Source organism: Immundisolibacter sp., from assembly GCF_014359565.1.
Classification (GTDB): Bacteria; Pseudomonadota; Gammaproteobacteria; order Immundisolibacterales; family Immundisolibacteraceae; genus Immundisolibacter.
In genome coordinates this window covers 20,571-39,279 of sequence record NZ_JACIZD010000002.1, presented here as the reverse complement: position 1 = coordinate 39,279, position 18,709 = coordinate 20,571, and the positions used below count along the sequence as shown (strand labels likewise).

The window sequence follows — 18,709 nt, the reverse complement described above, 5'->3', positions numbered from 1 at the left end:
AGCTGCTAATGACGGTTGAATGTGACCTGTTACGCATTTCGAGCAGGCGATGAGGGTGTTCGATCATGGGGCATGAAGTGCAGACGTTCTTTGATCCGCCGACCGGCAGCTGGTCGTATCTGGTCGTCGATGCCGGCAGTCGGCAGGCGGTCATCATCGACCCGGTCCTGGACTTCGACGCCGCGGCAGCGCGCACTGGCCGCAGCGGTGCCGATCGCCTGTTGCAGGCGGTGCGCGAGCATAATCTGGATGTGGCCTGGATCCTGGAGACCCATGCCCACGCCGATCACCTGACCGCCGCCGCGTATCTGAAGGAACAGCTCGGCGCACCGCTGGCCGTGGGCGCGGGCATCTGCAAGGTGCAGCAGACCTTCGCCCGCATCTTCAACCTGGGCGACGGCTTCCCCACGGACGGCTCGCAGTTCGATCGCCTGCTGCAGGATGGCGACAGCCTGCCGTTGGGCGAGCTTACCATTCGCGTCCTGGCCACGCCGGGGCATACCAGCGACAGCCTGAGCTACCTGATCGGCGATGCCGTGTTCGTCGGCGATACGCTATTCATGCCGGACGTGGGCAGCGCGCGCTGCGACTTTCCGGGCGGCGATGCGGCCACGCTGTACCACTCGGTGCAGCGGCTGTATGCGCTCGGCGACGCCACGCGCATGTTCGTCTGCCACGACTACCCGCCCGCGCCGCGGCCGCCGCGCTGCGAGACCACGGTTGCGGCCCAGCGCGCCGGCAACGTCCACCTGCGGGACGGCGTGGGGCTGGATGCGTTCGTGGCCCTGCGCACCGCCCGCGACGCGACGCTGGGCATGCCGCGCCTGATCCTGCCGTCGATCCAGGTCAACATCCGCGCCGGCCAGCTGCCGCCGCCGCAGGACAATGGCGTGTCGTATCTGAAGTTGCCGCTGGACGTGCTGTGAGGTGCTCGTGAGTCAGTTCACTCCGTATACCGCCCTTGGCGGCGGTTTGTTGATCGGTGCGGCGGCGGTGCTGCTGCTGTATCTGAACGGCCGCATCGCCGGCATCAGCGGCATCCTGAACGGTGCCCTGGCGCGGGTGCCGGGCGACACCGCCTGGCGCGTGGCCTTCATCCTCGGGATGCTCGGTGGTGGGGGCGCTTTCTGGTGGCTGACGCCGCACGCCTTCGTGCCGCGGCAGGGTTTTCCGGTCGGGTTGTTGCTGGTGGCGGGTTTTCTGGTCGGCTTCGGAACGCGTCTTGGCAGCGGCTGCACCAGTGGTCATGGCGTGTGTGGCCTGGGGCGGCGCTCGCGGCGCTCGCTGGTGGCGACGATCACCTTTGTCGGCTGCGGCATGCTCACGGTGTACGTCACGCGCCACCTGCTGGGGCTGCAGCCATGAGCCGGGTTCTGGCAGGCGGCCTGTGCGGCGTGCTGTTCGGCATCGGGCTGGCGCTGGCGCAGATGATCGACCCGAACAAGGTGCTGGCGTTTCTGGACCTGGCCGGCGCCTGGGATCCGAGCCTGATCCTGGTCATGGGCGGCGGGGCCGGCGTGACCGCGGCGTTGTTCCCGTGGGTGTTGCGCCGGTCGCGGCCGCGGCTGGATGACCGTTTCCATTTGCCGGTCAAGCGGCAGGTGGACGGCCAGCTGCTCAGTGGCGCTGCGCTGTTTGGCATCGGCTGGGGACTGGCCGGCTACTGTCCCGGGCCGGCGCTGGTGGCGCTGACGCTGGGGACCTTGGAGCCGTGGCTGTTCGTCGCGGCCATGATCGCCGGCTCGCTGGCCTGCAAGGTTTGGCTCGATAGCGGCGCCTGAGCGTGGCGGCGTGTGCCGGCAACGGCGCCGCGCGGCGCCTCGTTGCCGGGCTCTTCACTGGCGGTGGCGCGTCGAATGGTATTTAATTCGCTCTCGTGTTTCACAATTTACTGAAACTTACGAAATGAATGACATGAGACCGCTGGTTCGCGACTTCGTGATGCATTTCGGCGAGATGGGCAGCCGCTGGGGCATCAACCGGACCGTCGGCCAGATTTATGCCCTGCTGTTCGTCTCACCGCGCCCGCTGAACGCCGACGAGATCGCCGAGCAGCTGGCCATTTCGCGCTCGAACGTGAGCGTCAGCCTGAAGGAACTGCAGGGCTGGCGCCTGCTGCGAACCCAGCGTCAGCCCAGCGACCGGCGTGACTACTTCAGCACCCCGGACGACGTCTGGCTGATCTTCAAGACCTTGGCAGAGGAGCGCCAGCGGCGCGAGGTCGAGCCCACCCTGTCCATGTTGCGCGAGGCATTGTTGGCCGAGCCGCAGTCGGAGCATGAACGTCACGCCCAACAGCGGATGCGCGAGATGTACACGCTGATGGAGACTCTGACCGAGTGGTTTGCCCAGGTGCAGCGCCTGTCGCCGCAGACGCTGCTGCGCCTGATGGCGCTGGGGAGCAAGGTGAAGGGGGTGCTGCAGTTGCTGCCCGGCGGGCGCGACACGGACGAGCAGCGCGAGGTGTCGGCATGAACGCGCTCGCCGATCCGCTGCTGCTGGCGCGCTTGCAGTTTGCCGCCAACATCAGCTTTCACATCCTGTTCCCCAGCATCAACATGGCGCTGGCCTGGGTGCTGCTGTATTTCAAACTGCGCGGGCGGGCCGACGACGGCGCGCCCTGGCAGGCGGCGTATCGCACCTGGGTCAAGGTGTTTGCGCTGTCGTTCGCGTTGGGCGTGGTCAGCGGCGTGACCATGAGTTTCCAGTTCGGCACCAACTGGCCGGGTTTCATGCAACGCGTGGGCAACATTGCAGGTCCGCTGCTCGGCTACGAGGTTTTGACGGCGTTCTTTCTGGAGGCCACGTTTCTGGGTGTGATGCTGTTCGGCCAGCGCCGGGTGTCGGAACGCATGCACCTGACGGCCACGGCGTTGGTGGCGGTCGGCACCAGTCTGTCGGCGTTCTGGATTCTGGCGCTGAACTCCTGGATGCAGACGCCGGCCGGACACGTGATGGTGGACGGACAGGCCCACGTCGCCAGCTGGTGGGCGGTGATCTTCAACCCCTCATTCCCGTATCGGCTGACGCACATGCTGCTGGCATCCGGGCTGACGGTGGCGTTTCTGCTGGCGGGGCTGTCGTCCTACCGGCGCCTGCGCGGCGAGCGCAGCGCCGAGGTCGCGGCAACGCTTCGCGCCGGCGTGCTGCTGGCAGCGGTGCTGATTCCGGTGCAGATCTTCATTGGCGACCTGCACGGCCTGAACACGCTGGAGCACCAGCCGGCCAAGATCGCCGCCATGGAGGCCATCTGGGACACCGAGCGCGGCGCCGACCTGCGCCTGTTTGCATGGCCGGATGAACGCACGCGCAGCAACCGCTTCGAGATCACCATCCCCGACGCGGCCAGCCTGATCCTGACTCACCACTGGAATGGCGAACTGCGCGGCCTGAACAGCTTCGAGGATCACCCACCGGTGGCGCCGCTGTTCTGGGCGTTTCGGGTCATGGTCGGCGTGGGCCTGCTGATGCTGGCGGTCAGTTGGCTGGCGGCCTGGCAGACGCTGCGCCGTGGCGAGCCCTCGGTGCTGGTTCAGCGCGGCCTGCTGGTCATGACGTTTTCGGGCTGGCTGGCGGTGCTGGCCGGCTGGTATACGACCGAAATCGGCCGCCAGCCATGGCTGGTATACGGCCTGCTCAGAACCGCCGATGCGGCTTCCGACGTGCCGACCGGGATGATTGGCCTGACGCTGGGGCTGTATCTGACGCTGTACGTGGCGCTGATCCTCGCCTACGTGTGGGTGCTGTTCTACATGGCGCGCAAGGCGGGCGCAGCCGACTCGCCCGGCGCCGGGCCGACCGTGGCGCAGGTGCCGTGATGGACCAGGCCCTGCCGCTGATCTTCATGGGCCTGATGGGTGTCGCCATGCTGGCCTACGTGGTGCTGGACGGCTTCGACCTGGGTGTCGGCCTGCTGCTGCCGCTGGTTGACGATGCCGACAAGGACCGCATGATCGCTTCCATCGGCCCGTTCTGGGATGCCAACGAGACCTGGCTGGTGCTGGGCGCCGGCATCCTGCTGGTGGCCTTCCCGCACGCGCACGGCGTGGTACTGACCGCGCTCTACCTGCCGGTGGCGCTGATGCTGGTCGGACTGATCCTGCGCGGCGTGGCCTTCGATTTCCGGGTCAAGGCCCACGCCGACCACAAGGCGCTGTGGAACCGCGTCTTCGTGGCCGGCTCGGCGCTGGCGGCGTTCGCGCAGGGGTTCATGCTTGGCAAGTATGTTCTGGGCTTTGCCGGCGGTCTGTGGCCCTCTCTGTTCGCGGCCCTCATCGGCCTGTGTCTGATGGCCGGCTACACGCTGCTGGGCGCCACCTGGCTGCTGATGAAAACCGGCTCGGCGCTCAAGCAGCGCGCCGCCGGCTGGGCGCGGCGAGCGCTGTGGGGAACGGCGCTCGGCCTGGCGGCGGTGTCGATTGCCACGCCGCTGGTCAGTGAGCGCATCTTCAACAAGTGGTTCGCCATGCCCGAGTTCATCCTGCTGCTGCAGGTGCCACTGGCCACGGCGGTACTGCTGCTGGTCGCCGACCGGCGCCTGAAGCGCCTGTGCCAGCAGGACCTGCCGCGGCCGTGGGAGCCGTTTGCCTGCGCCGTGGGGCTGTTCGTGCTGGCGGCGATCGGGCTCGCCTACAGCCTGTATCCCTATCTGGTGGTCGATCGCCTCACCGCCTGGCAGGCTGCCGCGGCGCCGGAGTCGCTCAAGTTCATCCTGGTCGGCGTGGTCATCACGCTGCCGGCCATCATCGTCTACACCGTGTACGTTTACCGCGTGTTCTGGGGCGAGGCCGGGGAACTGCGCTACGAGTAGCCGCCGGTCACGCACAAGCCCGGACCGGCTACCATTGCCGCCCTTTTACGATGCCAGGAGGCCCTGCCCATGCTGACCAAAGACGATATCCGCGGCGTATCCGCCATGATCCCGACGCCGTGCAAGGAAGGGCAGGGCGGCTGGCAGTACGAGGATTCGGTCGATCTGGACGAAACCGCGCGCATGACCGAGCAGCTGATCGCCGCCGGCATCGGCTCGATCGCCGCCAACGGCACCACTGGCGAGTGCGCGGCGCTGACGCTGGAAGAGAAACTCGCCTTCACCCGCACCATCATCGAGGTGGCGCGCGGCCGGGTGCCGGTGTTTGCCGGCATCACCACGCTGGGCACCAAGGAAACCGTGCGCCAGATGCGCAAGTTCCGCGAGCTGGGAGTGGAAGGCGGCTTCGTCGGCCTGCCGCTGTGGCAGACCCCGACCCTCACCAATTCGGTCAAGTTCTACGCCGATCTGGCCGAGGCAGTGCCGGACATGGGCCTGATGGTTTACGCCAATCCGCTGTTCTTCAAGTCGACCTTCCCGGTCGAGTTCTGGGCCGGCGTCGGCAAGCACTGTCCGACGGTGGTTACCTGCAAGTACGTCGGCAACCTGATGGACCCCAAGAACATGCTGATCGACCTGCCGGCCAGCATGGACGCCGCGCCGCATGTGCAGTTCCTGCCGATCGACTTTGCCGCGCCGATGGCCTACGACCTGGTCGGCGATCGCCTCAAGGGCATGTGGTCGACCAGCTGCGCCATGGGACCGGAGCCGGTGGTCGCCCTGCAGCGGGCCATCGACGCCGGCGACAAGGCGCGCATGGGCGAGATCATGCACGACCTGCACGGCCTGCCCAACGCCATCCCGGACTTCAAGGAATTCTCCAAGTACAACGTGCAGGTGGAAAAAATCCGCTGCAACGCCGCCGGCTACATCAAGGCCGGCCCGTGCCGCGCGCCGTACGAGGACCTGCCGGACGACTGGCGCGCGCTGACCGTGGCCAGCGGCAAGGCCTGGGCCGAGCTGTGCGCGCGTAAGTACCGCTGAGCCTTCGCCCGTGGCGCCCCGTCGCTCGGCATCAGGCCGGCGGCGGGGCGTCGGGGTATTGACCGGCGCCGATGAGCAGGCCGGTCGCGGCACGTCCAAAGCCGAAGCCAAGCCACCCGAGGCGCCGGGCCGTTTCGTCCCTTATCATGGCGGACCCGTTCAGGCCGCACAGTCAGCGCCTTTCCCTTCACCCCACGGAGGCCCCCATGCGCATCGAAGACATCACCTGGCGCATCGTCGACAAGCCGGGCGAGACCTTCAAGGTCCACCGCTCGCTGTACACGGACCCGGAGCTGTTCGAGCTCGAGATCAAGCACGTCTGGGAGGCGACCTGGATCTACATCGGCCACGACAGCCAGATCCCCAAACCCCACGACTACCTGACCACCGTCATCGGCCGCCAGCCGGTCATCATCAGCCGCGGCGCGGACGGGCAGCTGCGCGGCTTCATCAACGCCTGCTCGCACCGCGGCGCCATGGTCTGCCGCAAGGCGCGCGGCAACGCCAAGCACTGGGCGTGCCCGTACCACGGCTGGGTCTACGACACCCAGGGCACGCTGCTGGACGTCAAGGACGAGGCCGGCGGGGCCTATCCGGACGGCTGGAGCAAGGCCGACTATGGCCTCACGCCGGTGCCGCACGTGGCCAGCTACCACGGCTTCATCTTCGCCAGCCTGAATGCGGACGTGCCGGACATCAAGACCCACCTGGCGGCGGCCGCGCCGTTCCTGGAGCTGTTCGCCAACCAGTCGGTGGATGGCCTGGAAGTCCTGCGCGGCCACTCGGTCTACACCCATCGCGGCAACTGGAAGATGCAGGCCGAGAACGGCGTCGACGGTTACCACGTCGACATCGTGCACGCCTCCTACTTTCGCCTGGCGCAGGAGCGTGCCAAACAGGCGGCGGCGGCCGGCGGGACCGACAACGTCAAGGCCATCAAGGTCGACCTGCACAACACCCAGAACGGCAACTACGACCTGGGCAACGGCCACGTCATGATCTGGTCGGACGTGCCCAACTTCCGCGACCGGGCGCTGGGCATGCAGTACGACGCGCTCGAAGCCCGTGTCGGCCCGCTGCAGGCCAAGTGGATGGCCGGACGTCTGCGCCAGGTGCTGATCTACCCCAACGTCATCCTGTTCGACGGCATCTCCACGCAGCTGCGCTCCTGGCGGCCGATCGCGCCGGACGAAACCGAGGTCCACGCCTACTGCGTGGCGCCCCGGGGCGAGTCGGAAGAGGCCCGCGAGCGGCGCGTGCGCCAGTACGAGGATTTCTATGGCGCCAGCGGCATCGCCACGCCGGACGACCTGACCGAGTTCGATGCCTGCCAGTCCGGCTACGCCGGCCGCAACGCGCAGTGGCAGGACTTCGACCGCGGCATGAAGCGGCGCATCGTGGGCGCCGACGAGCCGGCGCGCGAGCTGGGCTTCCAGCCGCAGGTCAGCGCCAGCCGCTTTGCCGACGAGACGCTCTACCACGGCGAGTACCGGCAGTGGTTGAAGCTGATGACCGAAGGCCTGCGCCGCGAGGAGGCCAAGCGCCATGCGGCCTGATCCCGTGCTCAAGGAAGCCGTCACCGAACTGCTGCTGGAAGAGGCCGACTGCCTGGACGAGCGGCGCTGGCACGACTGGCTGGCCCTGTACCAGGACGATGCCGTCTACTGGGCGCCGTCCTGGGACGACGACGACGTGCTGATCGACAACCCGAAGGGCGAAATCTCGCTCATCTACTGCGGCAACCGCGACCGCATGGGCGACCGCGTGTGGCGGATCGAGTCCGGGCTGTCCTCATCCCTGCTGCGCCTGCCGCGCACGCGGCATTTCGTGACCAACATCCGCCTGCGCGAGGCGACGGCCGGCGAGGTCATCGCCACCGCCAACTTCCAGGTCAACACCTACAAGCACGAAGAGCAGCGCACCGACATGTTCTTCGGCCATTACCGCTACCGCCTGACACGGGCGGGTGAGGCGCTGCAGATACGCGAGAAGTACATCGTCGTCTGCAACGACATCATCCCGCGGCAGATGGATATCTTCAACGTCTGAGCGGCTGCGATCGGACGGCGGCAAGGGCCCGGTCGGCGGATGTCGACCGGGCTTTTTTATGTCGTGACAATGCAGCGTGGCCTGGGTCTGCCCCGGGCTGGGCGGGCGGGGGTGGATCGGACGGCCAAGGTTCTACGCAGCTTGGCAGGCCAAGGGCGGCCACCGACCCGCGTCAGTCGCTGCGGCGGCTGACTTCCTGACGCTGCTCGCGGCCGATGATGCGCGCCAGACCGGAGAGCTCTTCGGCGACCAGCTCCAGCAGGTCGTCGGCGCTGACGATGCCGACCAGTTCGCCCTGTGCCCCCAGCACCGGCAGGCGGCGTACGCCGCGGCTGCGCATGCGCTCCAGCGCCGTCCACACCTCATCGGTTTCACGGATGGTTTCGAGCGGTTCGCTCATCACATCACCGGCACTGACGGCGTCCGGCGACACGTCCTTGGCGACCAGCGCCAGCACGATGTCGCGGTCGGTGATGATGCCAAGCGGCCGGCACAGGCCGGCGTCGTCGCGGGTCACGACCACACTGCCCACGTGATGCACGCGCATCAGTGCGGCGACCGTGCGCAGGGAGTCGTCCGGATTGGCGATGACGACGCCGCGGCTGCAGATCTCGGCGATGGGCATGGCAGTTTCTCCGGGTGAGGGGTGAGTCATCTTGGTGTCGCAGGCGGCGACGGGCCATGATCGGCGTCAACTGCGGCCGCGCCCGCTGGCCGGCGGCGTCGTTGCTGCCGCATCATGGCACGGCGCCAACGCGAGGCCCGCATCGATGCAGTACGACTCCCGCACCGCCCTGCTGGTGGTGGACGTGCAGAACGATTTTGCCGACCCGGCCGGCAGCCTGTACGTGCCGCAAGGCGAGGCGGTGGTGCCGGTCATCAACGCCGAGATCGCCAAGGCGCAGGCCGCCGGTGGCGGCGTGTTCTATACCCGCGACTGGCATCCGCCGCACACGCCGCATTTCGAGTCCGATGGCGGGCCGTGGCCGGTGCATTGCGTGCAGGGCACCTGGGGCGCGGCCTTTCACCCGGCGCTCGAGGTGAACGGGCCTGTGGTGTCGAAGGGGGAAGGGGGCGAGGACGGTTATTCGGGTTTTTCAGTGCGCGATCCGCGCTCCGGCGCAGGGCACACGCCCGAACTCGACGCCCTGCTGCGGGCGCGCGGCATCACCACCGCGGTGGTGACCGGTCTTGCCACCGACTACTGCGTGCGGGCGACGGCGCTCGACGCGCTGGCTCTGGGTTACCGGGTGGTGGTGCTGACCGCCGCGGTGCGAGCGGTCGATCGGGCGCCCGGCGACGGCGCGCGGGCACTTGCCGAGCTGGCAGCGGCCGGAGCGCAGCTGCAATGAGCTGCCCGCCGGTGCCGGCGCTGTTCACCGACCTGTACGAGCTGACCATGTTGCAGGCCTGTTGGGCCGAGGGCATGACGGCGCCGGCGGTGTTCGACGTGTTCGCGCGCAAGTTGCCGCCGGGGCGCAATTTCCTGCTTGCCTGCGGCCTGGAGCAGGTGCTGGAGTATCTGGAGGCATTCGCCGTCAGTGGGGAGGACATCGACTATTTGCGCTCGCTCGGTACCTTCAGCGGCGACTTTCTGGAGCGCCTGCGGGCGCTGCGGTTTACCGGAGACGTTCATGCCCTGGCCGAGGGTACGCCGCTGTTCGCCCACGAGCCGCTGCTGACGGTCGAGGCGCCCATGCCCGAGGCGCAGGTGGTCGAGACCGCGGTGCTGAACCTGCTGCACTACCCGACGCTGGTGGCCAGCAAGGGACAGCGGGTGGTGCAGGCGGCCGGCGGCCGGGCGGTGGTGGACTTCGGCGCCCGCCGGGCCCACGGCGTGGATGCGGCGGTCGCCTGCGCCCGGGCGCTGTACATCGCCGGCTATGCCGGCAGCTCCAACGTCGAGGCCGGGCGTCGCTACGGCATTCCCGTGGCCGGCACCGTGGCGCACAGCTACGTGCAGGCGCACGCCACCGAGCAGGAGGCCTTCGAGCGCTTCGCGGCGCAATTCCCCGGTACCACGCTGCTGGTGGACACCTACGACACGCTCGACGGCGTGCGCCGGGTCATCGAGCTGCGCCAGCGTCTTGGCGAGCGCTTCAAGGTGGGCGCGGTGCGGCTCGATTCCGGCGATCTGGGCGCGCTGGCCAAGGCCAGCCGGGCGCTGCTCGACGCGGCAGGAATGACGGGCGTGCGCATCATTGCCAGCGGCGGCCTGGACGAGCACGTCATCGCCGCCCTGCTGGCGGACGGTGCACCGATCGACGGCTTTGGCGTCGGCACCGCAGTGGATGTGGTCGCCGACCGGCCGTACCTGGACGCCGCCTACAAGCTGGTGGCCTACGGCGGGCACGATTGCGGCAAGCTGTCGCCGGGCAAGATCAGCCTGCCGGGCCGCAAGCAGGTGTTCCGCCGCTACCAGAACGGTCTTGCGGCGGGCGACACCATCGCCCGCCACGACGAAAGCCTGCCCGGCGAGCCGCTGCTGGAGTGCGTCATGCGGGGCGGCCAGCGCCTGCCAGCCGGGCGGATCGGCCTCGATGAGGCGCGTGCCAACGCCGCGGCGCAGGTGGCACGCCTGCCGGCGGCGCTGCATGACCTGCAGCCGGCGGCCGAGCCCTACCCGGTCGCCATCAGTGACACACTTGCGGCCGCCCAGGCGCGGTTGATCGCCGCCCACCCGGTCGGCGGGCGCTGAGCGCGGCCGCAGTGAGCCCGGTGCCGTCTCGAGCCGGCCCCAGCATGTCCGCCGGATGGATCAGCGCGCAGGACGGGTGAAGGCCACCCGCCGTAAGCCATCGTCCGGGAGCGGGCACGCGCTCGGTCCCGACGCCGGTCATTCGGGCACCTGAGCCGGTGTGCGGATCGATGGGTTTCGCTGCGCTGCACCCATCCTGCATGCGGATTCCAGATCGAGGTCGCCTTGCCCGGGGAGGCCGTCTTACTTCGGCAAGCCCATCCAGTTGACGATGTTGTTGCGCTGGATGGCCGACGAGCCGCCGAAGATCGGCAGCGCCAGCGAGTCGCGCACGTAGCGCTCCATGGGGAATTCGCTGGCGTAGCCGTAGGCGCCCATGACCTTTTGCGCGGCCAGCGTGATCTCGGTGCAGTACTCGGTGGCCATCAGTTTGGCGATGGCGGTTTCCACGCCGTGGCGGCCTTCGCCGTCCAGCTTGCCGGCCACCTGGTAGACCAGCGTGCGGGCGGTGTACAGCTTGGCCTGCATGTCGGCCAGCAGGTGGCGGATGGACTGGTACGAACCGATGGCCTTGCCGAACTGCTTGCGCTCCTGGGCATAGCTCCAGGCGTCTTCGAGCGCCGCCCAGGCGACGCCCAGCGCAATCGCCGCGACTTCGATCTTTTCCACGTCCAGGCCCGGGCCGGCCAGCATTTCCCAGCCGCGGTTCCAGGCCGCCTCGCCGCCGACCAGGTTGGCCAGCGGCAGGCGCACGTTGTCGAAAGTGACGTCCGTGGTGTGGATGCCGCGCACGCCCATGCACTCGAAGGCGGTGACGGTGACGCCCGGCGCAGTCGGCGGGATGAGCACGAACGACAGGTTCTTGTAGCGCGCACCGGCGCGGTCGGAGCAGACCAGGGCGTAGATGTAGTCGGCCTCGTCGGCGCCGGAGCAAAAGCGCTTGGCGCCGTTGATGATCAGTTCATCTCCATCGCGCACGGCGGTGGTCTTGACGCTGCCCAGGTCCGAGCCGACGTCGGGTTCCGTCAGGCCGTAGGCGAAGATCAGCTTGCCCTCGGCGATTCTGGGCAGCAGCTCGCGCTTCTGCGCTTCGGAGCCGACCTCGGTGATGTTCATGCCGGCGTAGCAGGTGCACATGATGTACGGCACCGACACGGCCAGCGAGCGGCGCGAGAGTTCCTCGATCACCGCCATGCAGGCCGGGATGTCCACGCCGGCGCCGCCGTATTCCTCCGGCACCGTCAGGCCGCACACGCCAAGCTCCGCCAGTTTGTCGAACACCTGGCGCGGGAACACGTCCTCGCGGTCCCAGCGCGCGGCCGCCTCGCGCGGCATTTCCCTGTCCACGAAGCGGCGCAGCTGGTCCCGCAGCAGGCGGATGTGTTCCGGTTCGGTCAGTTCGAGCATGGCGGGGTTCCTCCTTATTAGAGGGTGGCGCTGGAACGCCGCCCGTACGTTAGTTCGTGGCAATAGGGAGACGCTTTCTTCACCCCGGCGAAGGCCGGGGTCCAGGCGGTTTATTTCTGGATTCCGGCTTTCGCCGGAATGACGACCTTGAGCTGATCGGCAGCTCGTTACCGATTCTTCCACTCCGGCTTGCGGCGCTGGCCGAACGAGGCCAGGCCTTCCTGGATGTCCTGCCCGAACACGACCGGGTCCCATATCTGGCGCTGGAATTCCTCCAGCACCTCGCGGTTGTACTTGACCGACAGGCGCACCGCCTGCGTGTGGGCGGCCACCGAGCGCGGCGAGTTGCTGGCGATTTTCTGCGCCAGCTTCATGGCCTCGGCCTGTACCTGGTCGTCCGCCACCACGCGGTTGACCAGGCCGCAGGCCTTGGCCTCGGCGGCACCGAACGGCTCGGCGGTCAGCACCTTTTCCATGAACACGCGCGGGCCCATGAACTTCCACAGGTCCAGGTAGCCCATGGTCGGCATGCCGACCGAGGTTTCCGGAATGCCGAACTTGCACGATTCGCCGGCCACGATCAGGTCGCAGGCGTTGGCCAGCAGCAGGCCGCCGGCCATGCAGTAGCCGTGCACGGCGGCGATCATCGGCTTGGGCGTGGCGCGCACCAGGGCGAAGGCTTCCAGGCCCTGGCGCGGCATGACGTAGAAATTGGCCGGCTCGTCGCCGATCAGCTCCAGGGCTTCCTTCAGGTCCCCGCCGGTGCAGAAGGCCCGGCCCTCGCCGCGCAGCACGCCGACCCAGGCCTCGTCGTCGGCCGCGTACTGCTTAACCGCGGCGGTGAGCTCGTTGAGCATGGCCACGCTCATGGCGTTCATGGCCTCGGGGCGGTTCATGGTGATGACGGCAACGTGGCCGTCGCGGGCGTAGGTGACCAGCGGCTCGCTCATGGGCGGGTTTCTCCTTGGGATTTGCGTTGGCGGCGATGCGTTCGGCGCTTGCCGGACGGTCGGTCGGCAGGATAAGCGATGCCCGCGCGGCCGGTACAGCGGCCCGGCCGATGCGCCGGCCTGACCTGCGTCAAGTGCGCCGCCCGCCTGCGTGGCGTAATGCGGTGCACGCCGGTACCGCTGGGGTTGCGGCGCAGGCCAGTCACCGCGGGGAGAACACGTATGGTCAAGGTTACCGAGCTGGGTTACATGGGCTTCAACGTCACCGACATGGCGGCGTGGGAGTGTTTCGCCACCGAGATCGTCGGCATGGAGCTGCACGACGCCGGCGAGGGCGATCGCAAATACCTGCGCCTGGACGACTGGCACCACCGCTTCGTGCTGCACAAGAGCAACGAGGACGACCTGGCCTACATCGGCTGGCGCGTGCCGGGTCCGGACGAGCTGGAGGAAATGGCCGCCCAGCTGGAAGCCGCCAAGGTTCCGTACCGCTTTGCGAGTACCGCCGAGTGTGACGAGCGGCGCGTGCTGGGCCTGCTCAAGCTGAACGATCCGGGCGGCAACCCGACCGAGGTTTTCTACGGCCCGGAGGTGATGACCTTCCGGCCGTTCCATCCGGGCCGCCCCATGTTCGGGCGCTTCGTCACCGGCGATCAGGGCCTGGGCCACTGCATCCTGCGCCAGAGCGACGTCAAGGCGGCCTACGACTTCTACACCAAGGTGTTCGGCATGCGTGGCTCGGTGGAGTACAAGCTGCGCCAACCCGACGGCTCGGTGGTCATGCCGACCTTCATGCACTGCAACGATCGCCAGCACTCGGTGGCTTTCCTGGGCGGGCCGATGCCCAAGCGCATCAATCACCTGATGCTGGAGTACACGGACCTGAACGACCTGGGCGTGGCGTATCACGCGGTGCGTCAGCGCAAGCTGGCGGTGGGCATCGACATCGGCAAGCACTCCAACGATCAGGCCGTGACCTTCTACTGCGGCAACCCGTCCGGCTGGCTGTCCGAACTCGGCTGGGGTGCACGCTCGGCGCCGAGCCAGCAGGAGTACTACTCGGCCGACATCTGGGGCCACGAGGTGGAAGCATCCGGCTTCGGCATGGACCTGGACATGGTGGCGCCGGAGGAGGAAAGCGCCGCCAAAACCGACGCCGCCTGAGGCGCGCCCGGTACCGGTGGCCGTTGGGCCGCCGGTACCGACACATCGATGCGCTGCCCAGGGCCGGGCGGCAGGACGCCTGCGCAGGATGCGCAGGCCGCAGGGATCGCTCGCGGGATACCAGGGACGGGCCACCCGCTCGGCACACGGTTGAAACACACAGCCGCCAGCCACTGGCCGGCGGTGATATCACCTGGAGGAGCAGCCCATGGCTACCGTTGCACACGACGTCCACACCGCTTATCTGATCGACGTAAAGGCCGACTGGCTCAAGCACCTGAAAGACGACATCCTGGAACCGGTCGCCGCCGCCGCGCTGGCGCACCCGGTGCTCAAGGAAATCGAGGCCGGCCGCCTGCCGAAGGACAAGTTCGCCCGCATGATGGCCAACCTGTGCTGGGTCATCACCGGTTTCCCGGAGTACGTGTCGGCGCTGGCCGCCGGCTGCCCCAAGAACGACCACGCCGTGAAGGCCGCGCTGCTCGAGAACGCCTATATCGAGCGCGACCACCCGTTCCTGCTGGCGCAGGCGGTGAATGCGCTCGGCGGCCCCGGCGACGCCATCCTGGAAGGGCCGGACTGGGCATCGTTCGAGTTCGATCCCTACATCCACATGCTGCGCATGGTGCTGGAAGGGTACGTGTTCCACCGGCCGTGGATCGAGGGCATGGCCGCCACCGCGGTGGGCGTGGAAAGCGTGGTGCCGGCGGTGTTCGGCCGCATCGGAGAGGCCGCGGTGAAGCACTACGGCCTGGCCGAGGAAGACGCCGAATGGTTCCGCATCCACGGCGGCGAGGTGGAAATGGAACACGGCAACGAAGGCCTGCGCGTGCTCGAAAAATATGTGCCGGCCGACGACATCAACGCCCAGCGGGCGTGCATCGCCGGCGCCAGCCTGGTGGCGAATGCCATCGGCACCGGCCTGTTCGACGCCGTGGCGCGCTGGTAAGGCCGATGGCGCGCATCCGCATCAACGGCGGGCCGTGGCGCAAGGTGATGCCCGGCTCCAGCCTGCTGGGTCTGATCAAGGGCCGCGGCGGGGTGCCGATTCACACCTCGTGCGGCCTGGGCAGCTGCGGGTCCGACGTCGTGCTGATCCTGTCCGGCATGGAGCACCTGAGCGCGCCGTTCCCGACCGAGCTGCGCACGCTGGCCGCCGAGGAAGCACCCGCCAACGCACGTCTGTCCTGCGTCACCAAGCTGCTGGATGGCGATGTCGAGGTCGAGGTGCCGGACTACAGCCTGCAGCAGCCGGCGGCCTGAGCGGTCAATCAACGAGGCAAGGGGGTAGCCGGCCGGCTCCTTGACGGGGCTGGCCGGTTTTTTTGCTGGGAGCGGGCCATGCCCGCAACCGGGACGTCGGGCGCTGCGCGCATTCGCGCTGGGGGCGCGGCGATATCCGTCTTTGTAGGCTTTGGTGGGAGGCCCGCCCGCGGGCCGAACGGGCTCGTCAGCCGATACGGTTTTTCTGCCCGCTGACCCCGCGCCCGATCAGCCGCCGCCACTCGCGGTACTGACCGTAGTACAGCGTCTCGTCCATGATGTCCGGACCGCTCGACTCCGGGCTGATGCCAAGCTGCTGCGCCATGTCGTCGGCGCCCTTGAGCATGCGCGTCATGCCGCGGTCGTAGCCCTGCTGCCAGGCCACGTAGCGGGCCTGAAAGCCGTCCTGGCAGGCCTCGAACTCGGTCAGGTCGTCCGGCGTCGCCATGCCGGTGGCGTTGAAGAAATCCTCGTACTGGCGGATGCGCCGCTCGCGCTGGCCACGGCTCTCGCCCTTGGGCGCGATGCAGTAGATCTGCACCTGCGTCAGGCCGGGCGCGATCGGCTGGAACACGCGGATCTGCGACGAGGCCTGCTCCATCAGGTTCACGTTCGGGTAGACCAGCAGGTTGCGCTGACGGCGCAGCATCCAGTCGGCGTACACCTCGCCCATGCGCGCCTTGACCTCGTCCCGGCTGTCCCACAGCGGACGGTTTTCCGGCCGCGGGAAGGTGCTCCAGATCATGGCGTGGCCGCGGCCGAGGTCATAGCTGCCGGTGCGGCCGGCCAGCGCGTTCTTGTCGAAGCCGGTCTTGACCTTGTCCGGCCGATCGCCGGACTGCGCACCTTCCAGCCGCCGCGTGATGACGCCCACGTAATTGCCGTGCACGCTGGTGAAGTGGTAACCGTCGATGCCGTTCTCGCACTGCATCTTCCAGTTGCCGCGGTAGGTGTAGGTGGACGAGCCGCGCAGCACCTCGGCGCCATCCGGCCCCATGCCGGCCAGCATGTCGATGAACGGCCGCGTGTTGCCCAGGTGCGTTTCCAGCTCCGGCACGTCGGCGTTCAGGCTGCCGAACACGAAGCCCTGGTACACGCCCACCCGCGGCACCGGGGCGAGATCGTGATTGGCGCGCTGGAAGGCGTCCGGATAGGCGCCCTTGTCCTGGTCCTTGATGTCCACGTTGCGCCCGGCGCTGTCGAACACCCAGCCGTGATAGGGGCAGGTGATGAACTTCTGGTTGCCATGGGCGGTGCGGCACAGCGCCGCGCCGCGGTGCGGGCAGGCATTCAGGAAGGCGTGCACGGCGCCGTTGGCGTCACGCGTGACGATCACCGGCTGGCGGCCCATGCGGGTGCGGAAAAAGTCGTTTGGCCGGGCGACCTGGCTTTCGTGGCACAGGAAGATCCAGGTGCCCTCGAAGATGTGCTGCATCTCCAGGTCGAACAGTTCCTGGTCCGTGAACAGGCTGCGGCTGACCTCGAACAGCCAATCATCCGGCCGGTCGACGATCAGCTGGTCAATGTCGTTGGGTTTCATGCCGCGTTCTCCCGCCTCGGTTATCGATGACGGGAAACTGTGGCCGTGCGGCCGGCGGCGGTCTTGACGCGCGTCAATGCCGGCACCGTCCGGCGACCGCGCCGGCCGCCGGACGGTGCTGTTATTCAGATGCTGTTATTCGGCCTGTGCGCCCAGCGCGTCCAGCGGCTGCGCGATTTCGGGCGGCAGTTCGTTGTTGATGGCCACGGCGTACAGCACCACCAGCAGCGCCACCAGCGCGCCGCCGGTCAGCGCCACCGCGCGGGCCCGCACGTAGTTGCGCAAGGCGCGCCAGTTGAGCGCGATATGCGCCGTCATCGCCGCCACCATCACCAGCCCGAACAGCTTGTGCACCGGGTGCATCTGGATGGTGAATGACGGCCTTTCGATGAAGAACATCAGCAGCCCGGACGTGGACATGGCGATGAAGGACACGAACAGCGTGACGGCGACCAGCTTGTAGAACATGGCGAACCTCGTGGGTGGTGACGGTGGGGGCGGCGGGAGTTTAACCAGCCCAGCCGGTGTCCTTGGTGTCAGCCGTCAGCGCCGGCCGGCCAGCGTGTAAACTTGCCCGCCGCCGTCCGCGTACACCGGGCGGCGTTTTTGTCTTCAAAACGGCGATACAGCGGAGACTCGTGCCATGGGCATGGAAGATCGGGACGGCGTCATCTGGTTCGACGGGGAGATGGTCCCCTGGCGCGAGGCCAAGGTGCACGTGCTGACCCACTCCCTGCACTACGGCATGGGCGTGTTCGAGGGCATCCGCGCCTACAAAACCCCCCGCGGCACGGCGCTGTTTCGGCTGCCCGAGCATGTCGAGCGCATGTTCACGTCGGCGCACATCCTGCAGATGCACATCCCGTTCAGCCGCGAGCAGATTGCCGACGCCTGCCTGGCGGCCATCCGCGAGAACAAGCTGGAAGGCGGCTACGTGCGCCCGCTGGCGTTCTACGGCTCCGAAGCGATGGGCGTGAGCGCGCCGAACCTGACCGTGCACGTGATCGTGGCGGCCTGGAAGTGGGGCGAGTACCTGGGCGAGGGCGCGCTCGAGCGCGGCGTGCGCCTGCGCACCTCGTCCTATGCGCGCCACCACATCAACGTCACCATGTGCCGCACCAAGGCCACCGGCAACTACATCAACTCCATGCTGGCGCTGCGCGAGGCGCAGGCCTGCGGCTACGACGAGGCGCTGCTGCTGGACGTGGACGGCTACGTGGCCGAGGGCAGCGGCGAGAACGTGTTCGTCATCCGCAAGGGCGTGATCTACACGCCGGACATCACCGCGGCGCTGGAAGGCATCACCCGCGACACGGTCATCACCCTGGCGCGCGAGGCCGGTTACGAGGTGCGCGAGAAGCGCATCACCCGCGACGAGGTGTACATCGCCGACGAGGCCTTCTTCACTGGCACCGCGGCGGAAGTCACGCCGATCCGCTCCCTGGACGACCGCCTGATCGGCGAGGGCCGGCCCGGCCCGATCACCAAGCTGCTGCAGGATCGCTACTTCGCCACCGTCAACGGCGAACTGGACGGCCATCTCGACTGGCTGACCCCGGTGAAGTGAGGCTGCCATGACCCGCGAAATTCCGGCCAATGCCGAGAACCGTTACCAGGTCACCGCCCGCGACCTGCCGCTGTGCTGCCCCATGCCGGGCATGACCCGGTGGAATTCGCACCCGCGGGTGTTCCTGCCGATCGAGGAGACCGGCGAGGAAAAATGCCCCTACTGCGGGGCGGTGTTCGTGCTGGTGCGCGAGGCTGACCAGACTGCCGCCTGAGGA

Annotated in this window: 21 protein-coding genes; 16 read left to right on the top strand and 5 right to left on the bottom strand. The window is 68.0% G+C overall.

Annotated elements, in window-relative coordinates:
• Positions 1 to 65 precede the first annotated feature (65 nt).
• The 9 genes from H5U26_RS04090 (at position 66) to H5U26_RS04050 (ending at position 7,903) form a co-directional block, all read left to right on the top strand.
• Positions 66 to 926 carry an MBL fold metallo-hydrolase gene (locus H5U26_RS04090; RefSeq protein ID WP_290616935.1) on the top strand — a complete coding sequence of 287 codons (861 nt, stop codon included), beginning with the start codon at positions 66 to 68 and terminating at the stop codon, positions 924 to 926.
• 7 nt (positions 927 to 933) lie between these two features.
• Entirely contained in the window at positions 934 to 1,365 is a 432-nt protein-coding gene (locus H5U26_RS04085; protein WP_290616933.1) for a YeeE/YedE family protein, read from the top strand.
• Complete coding sequence (locus H5U26_RS04080; protein WP_290616931.1) at positions 1,362 to 1,781, top strand: YeeE/YedE family protein; 420 nt, start codon at positions 1,362 to 1,364, stop codon at positions 1,779 to 1,781. The genes H5U26_RS04085 and H5U26_RS04080 overlap by 4 nt, the downstream gene beginning before the upstream one ends.
• A 124-nt stretch (positions 1,782 to 1,905) precedes the next feature.
• Entirely contained in the window at positions 1,906 to 2,475 is a 570-nt protein-coding gene (locus H5U26_RS04075) for a GbsR/MarR family transcriptional regulator (RefSeq protein WP_366055879.1), read from the top strand.
• The gene (locus H5U26_RS04070) at positions 2,472 to 3,818 is read left to right on the top strand and encodes a cytochrome ubiquinol oxidase subunit I (RefSeq protein WP_290616928.1); all 1,347 of its coding nucleotides are present in this window, start codon (positions 2,472 to 2,474) and stop codon (positions 3,816 to 3,818) included. The genes H5U26_RS04075 and H5U26_RS04070 overlap by 4 nt, the downstream gene beginning before the upstream one ends.
• Positions 3,818 to 4,810, top strand: coding sequence for a cytochrome d ubiquinol oxidase subunit II (locus H5U26_RS04065; RefSeq protein WP_290616926.1), 993 nt, complete (start codon positions 3,818 to 3,820; stop codon positions 4,808 to 4,810). Before H5U26_RS04070 ends, H5U26_RS04065 begins: the two co-directional genes overlap by 1 nt.
• A gap of 69 nt (positions 4,811 to 4,879) precedes the next feature.
• Positions 4,880 to 5,854, top strand: coding sequence for a dihydrodipicolinate synthase family protein (locus H5U26_RS04060; RefSeq protein ID WP_290616923.1), 975 nt, complete (start codon positions 4,880 to 4,882; stop codon positions 5,852 to 5,854).
• Positions 5,855 to 6,060: 206 nt separating this feature from the next.
• Complete coding sequence (locus H5U26_RS04055; RefSeq protein WP_290616921.1) at positions 6,061 to 7,410, top strand: aromatic ring-hydroxylating dioxygenase subunit alpha; 1,350 nt, start codon at positions 6,061 to 6,063, stop codon at positions 7,408 to 7,410.
• Complete coding sequence (locus H5U26_RS04050) at positions 7,400 to 7,903, top strand: aromatic-ring-hydroxylating dioxygenase subunit beta (RefSeq protein WP_290616919.1); 504 nt, start codon at positions 7,400 to 7,402, stop codon at positions 7,901 to 7,903. The genes H5U26_RS04055 and H5U26_RS04050 overlap by 11 nt, the downstream gene beginning before the upstream one ends.
• A gap of 172 nt (positions 7,904 to 8,075) precedes the next feature.
• On the opposite strand, the gene H5U26_RS04045 is transcribed toward H5U26_RS04050, so the two are convergent.
• Entirely contained in the window at positions 8,076 to 8,528 is a 453-nt protein-coding gene (locus H5U26_RS04045) for a CBS domain-containing protein (RefSeq protein WP_290616917.1), read from the bottom strand.
• 145 nt (positions 8,529 to 8,673) lie between these two features.
• Between H5U26_RS04045 and H5U26_RS04040 the strand changes: the two genes are divergently transcribed.
• Together H5U26_RS04040 and H5U26_RS04035 are read left to right on the top strand one after the other, a co-directional pair.
• Positions 8,674 to 9,255, top strand: a complete 582-nt coding sequence (locus tag H5U26_RS04040) for an isochorismatase family protein (RefSeq protein ID WP_290616915.1) — start codon at positions 8,674 to 8,676, stop codon at positions 9,253 to 9,255.
• Positions 9,252 to 10,601 (top strand): nicotinate phosphoribosyltransferase, encoded by a 1,350-nt coding sequence (locus tag H5U26_RS04035; protein ID WP_290616913.1) that lies wholly within the window; start codon positions 9,252 to 9,254, stop codon positions 10,599 to 10,601. Before H5U26_RS04040 ends, H5U26_RS04035 begins: the two co-directional genes overlap by 4 nt.
• Positions 10,602 to 10,844: 243 nt before the next feature.
• Here H5U26_RS04035 and H5U26_RS04030 read toward each other — a convergent pair whose 3' ends face one another.
• Both H5U26_RS04030 and H5U26_RS04025 read right to left on the bottom strand, forming a co-directional pair.
• A complete protein-coding gene (locus H5U26_RS04030) occupies positions 10,845 to 12,008 on the bottom strand; it encodes an acyl-CoA dehydrogenase family protein (protein ID WP_290616911.1) in 1,164 nt (387 codons plus the stop codon).
• Between the two features lie 167 nt (positions 12,009 to 12,175).
• Entirely contained in the window at positions 12,176 to 12,958 is a 783-nt protein-coding gene (locus H5U26_RS04025; RefSeq protein ID WP_290616909.1) for an enoyl-CoA hydratase/isomerase family protein, read from the bottom strand.
• A 222-nt stretch (positions 12,959 to 13,180) separates the two neighbouring features.
• On the opposite strand from H5U26_RS04025, the gene bphC reads away from it, so the two are divergent.
• The 3 genes from bphC (at position 13,181) to H5U26_RS04010 (ending at position 15,385) form a co-directional block, all read left to right on the top strand.
• Positions 13,181 to 14,122 (top strand): biphenyl-2,3-diol 1,2-dioxygenase, encoded by a 942-nt coding sequence (bphC, locus tag H5U26_RS04020; protein ID WP_290616907.1) that lies wholly within the window; start codon positions 13,181 to 13,183, stop codon positions 14,120 to 14,122.
• A 208-nt stretch (positions 14,123 to 14,330) separates the two neighbouring features.
• Complete coding sequence (locus tag H5U26_RS04015; protein WP_290616905.1) at positions 14,331 to 15,071, top strand: iron-containing redox enzyme family protein; 741 nt, start codon at positions 14,331 to 14,333, stop codon at positions 15,069 to 15,071.
• A gap of 5 nt (positions 15,072 to 15,076) precedes the next feature.
• A complete protein-coding gene (locus H5U26_RS04010; protein WP_290616903.1) occupies positions 15,077 to 15,385 on the top strand; it encodes a 2Fe-2S iron-sulfur cluster-binding protein in 309 nt (102 codons plus the stop codon).
• A gap of 187 nt (positions 15,386 to 15,572) precedes the next feature.
• On the opposite strand, the gene H5U26_RS04005 is transcribed toward H5U26_RS04010, so the two are convergent.
• Both H5U26_RS04005 and H5U26_RS04000 read right to left on the bottom strand, forming a co-directional pair.
• On the bottom strand, positions 15,573 to 16,925 hold the full coding sequence (locus tag H5U26_RS04005) for an aromatic ring-hydroxylating dioxygenase subunit alpha (protein WP_290616901.1): 1,353 nt from the start codon (positions 16,923 to 16,925) through the stop codon (positions 15,573 to 15,575).
• 135 nt (positions 16,926 to 17,060) lie between these two features.
• Positions 17,061 to 17,393, bottom strand: coding sequence for a DUF4405 domain-containing protein (locus H5U26_RS04000; protein ID WP_290616899.1), 333 nt, complete (start codon positions 17,391 to 17,393; stop codon positions 17,061 to 17,063).
• 175 nt (positions 17,394 to 17,568) lie between these two features.
• Between H5U26_RS04000 and H5U26_RS03995 the strand changes: the two genes are divergently transcribed.
• Complete coding sequence (locus tag H5U26_RS03995; protein ID WP_290616897.1) at positions 17,569 to 18,492, top strand: branched-chain amino acid transaminase; 924 nt, start codon at positions 17,569 to 17,571, stop codon at positions 18,490 to 18,492.
• 7 nt (positions 18,493 to 18,499) lie between these two features.
• Positions 18,500 to 18,706, top strand: a complete 207-nt coding sequence (locus H5U26_RS03990; RefSeq protein WP_290616895.1) for a zinc-finger domain-containing protein — start codon at positions 18,500 to 18,502, stop codon at positions 18,704 to 18,706.
• Positions 18,707 to 18,709: the final 3 nt, after the last annotated feature.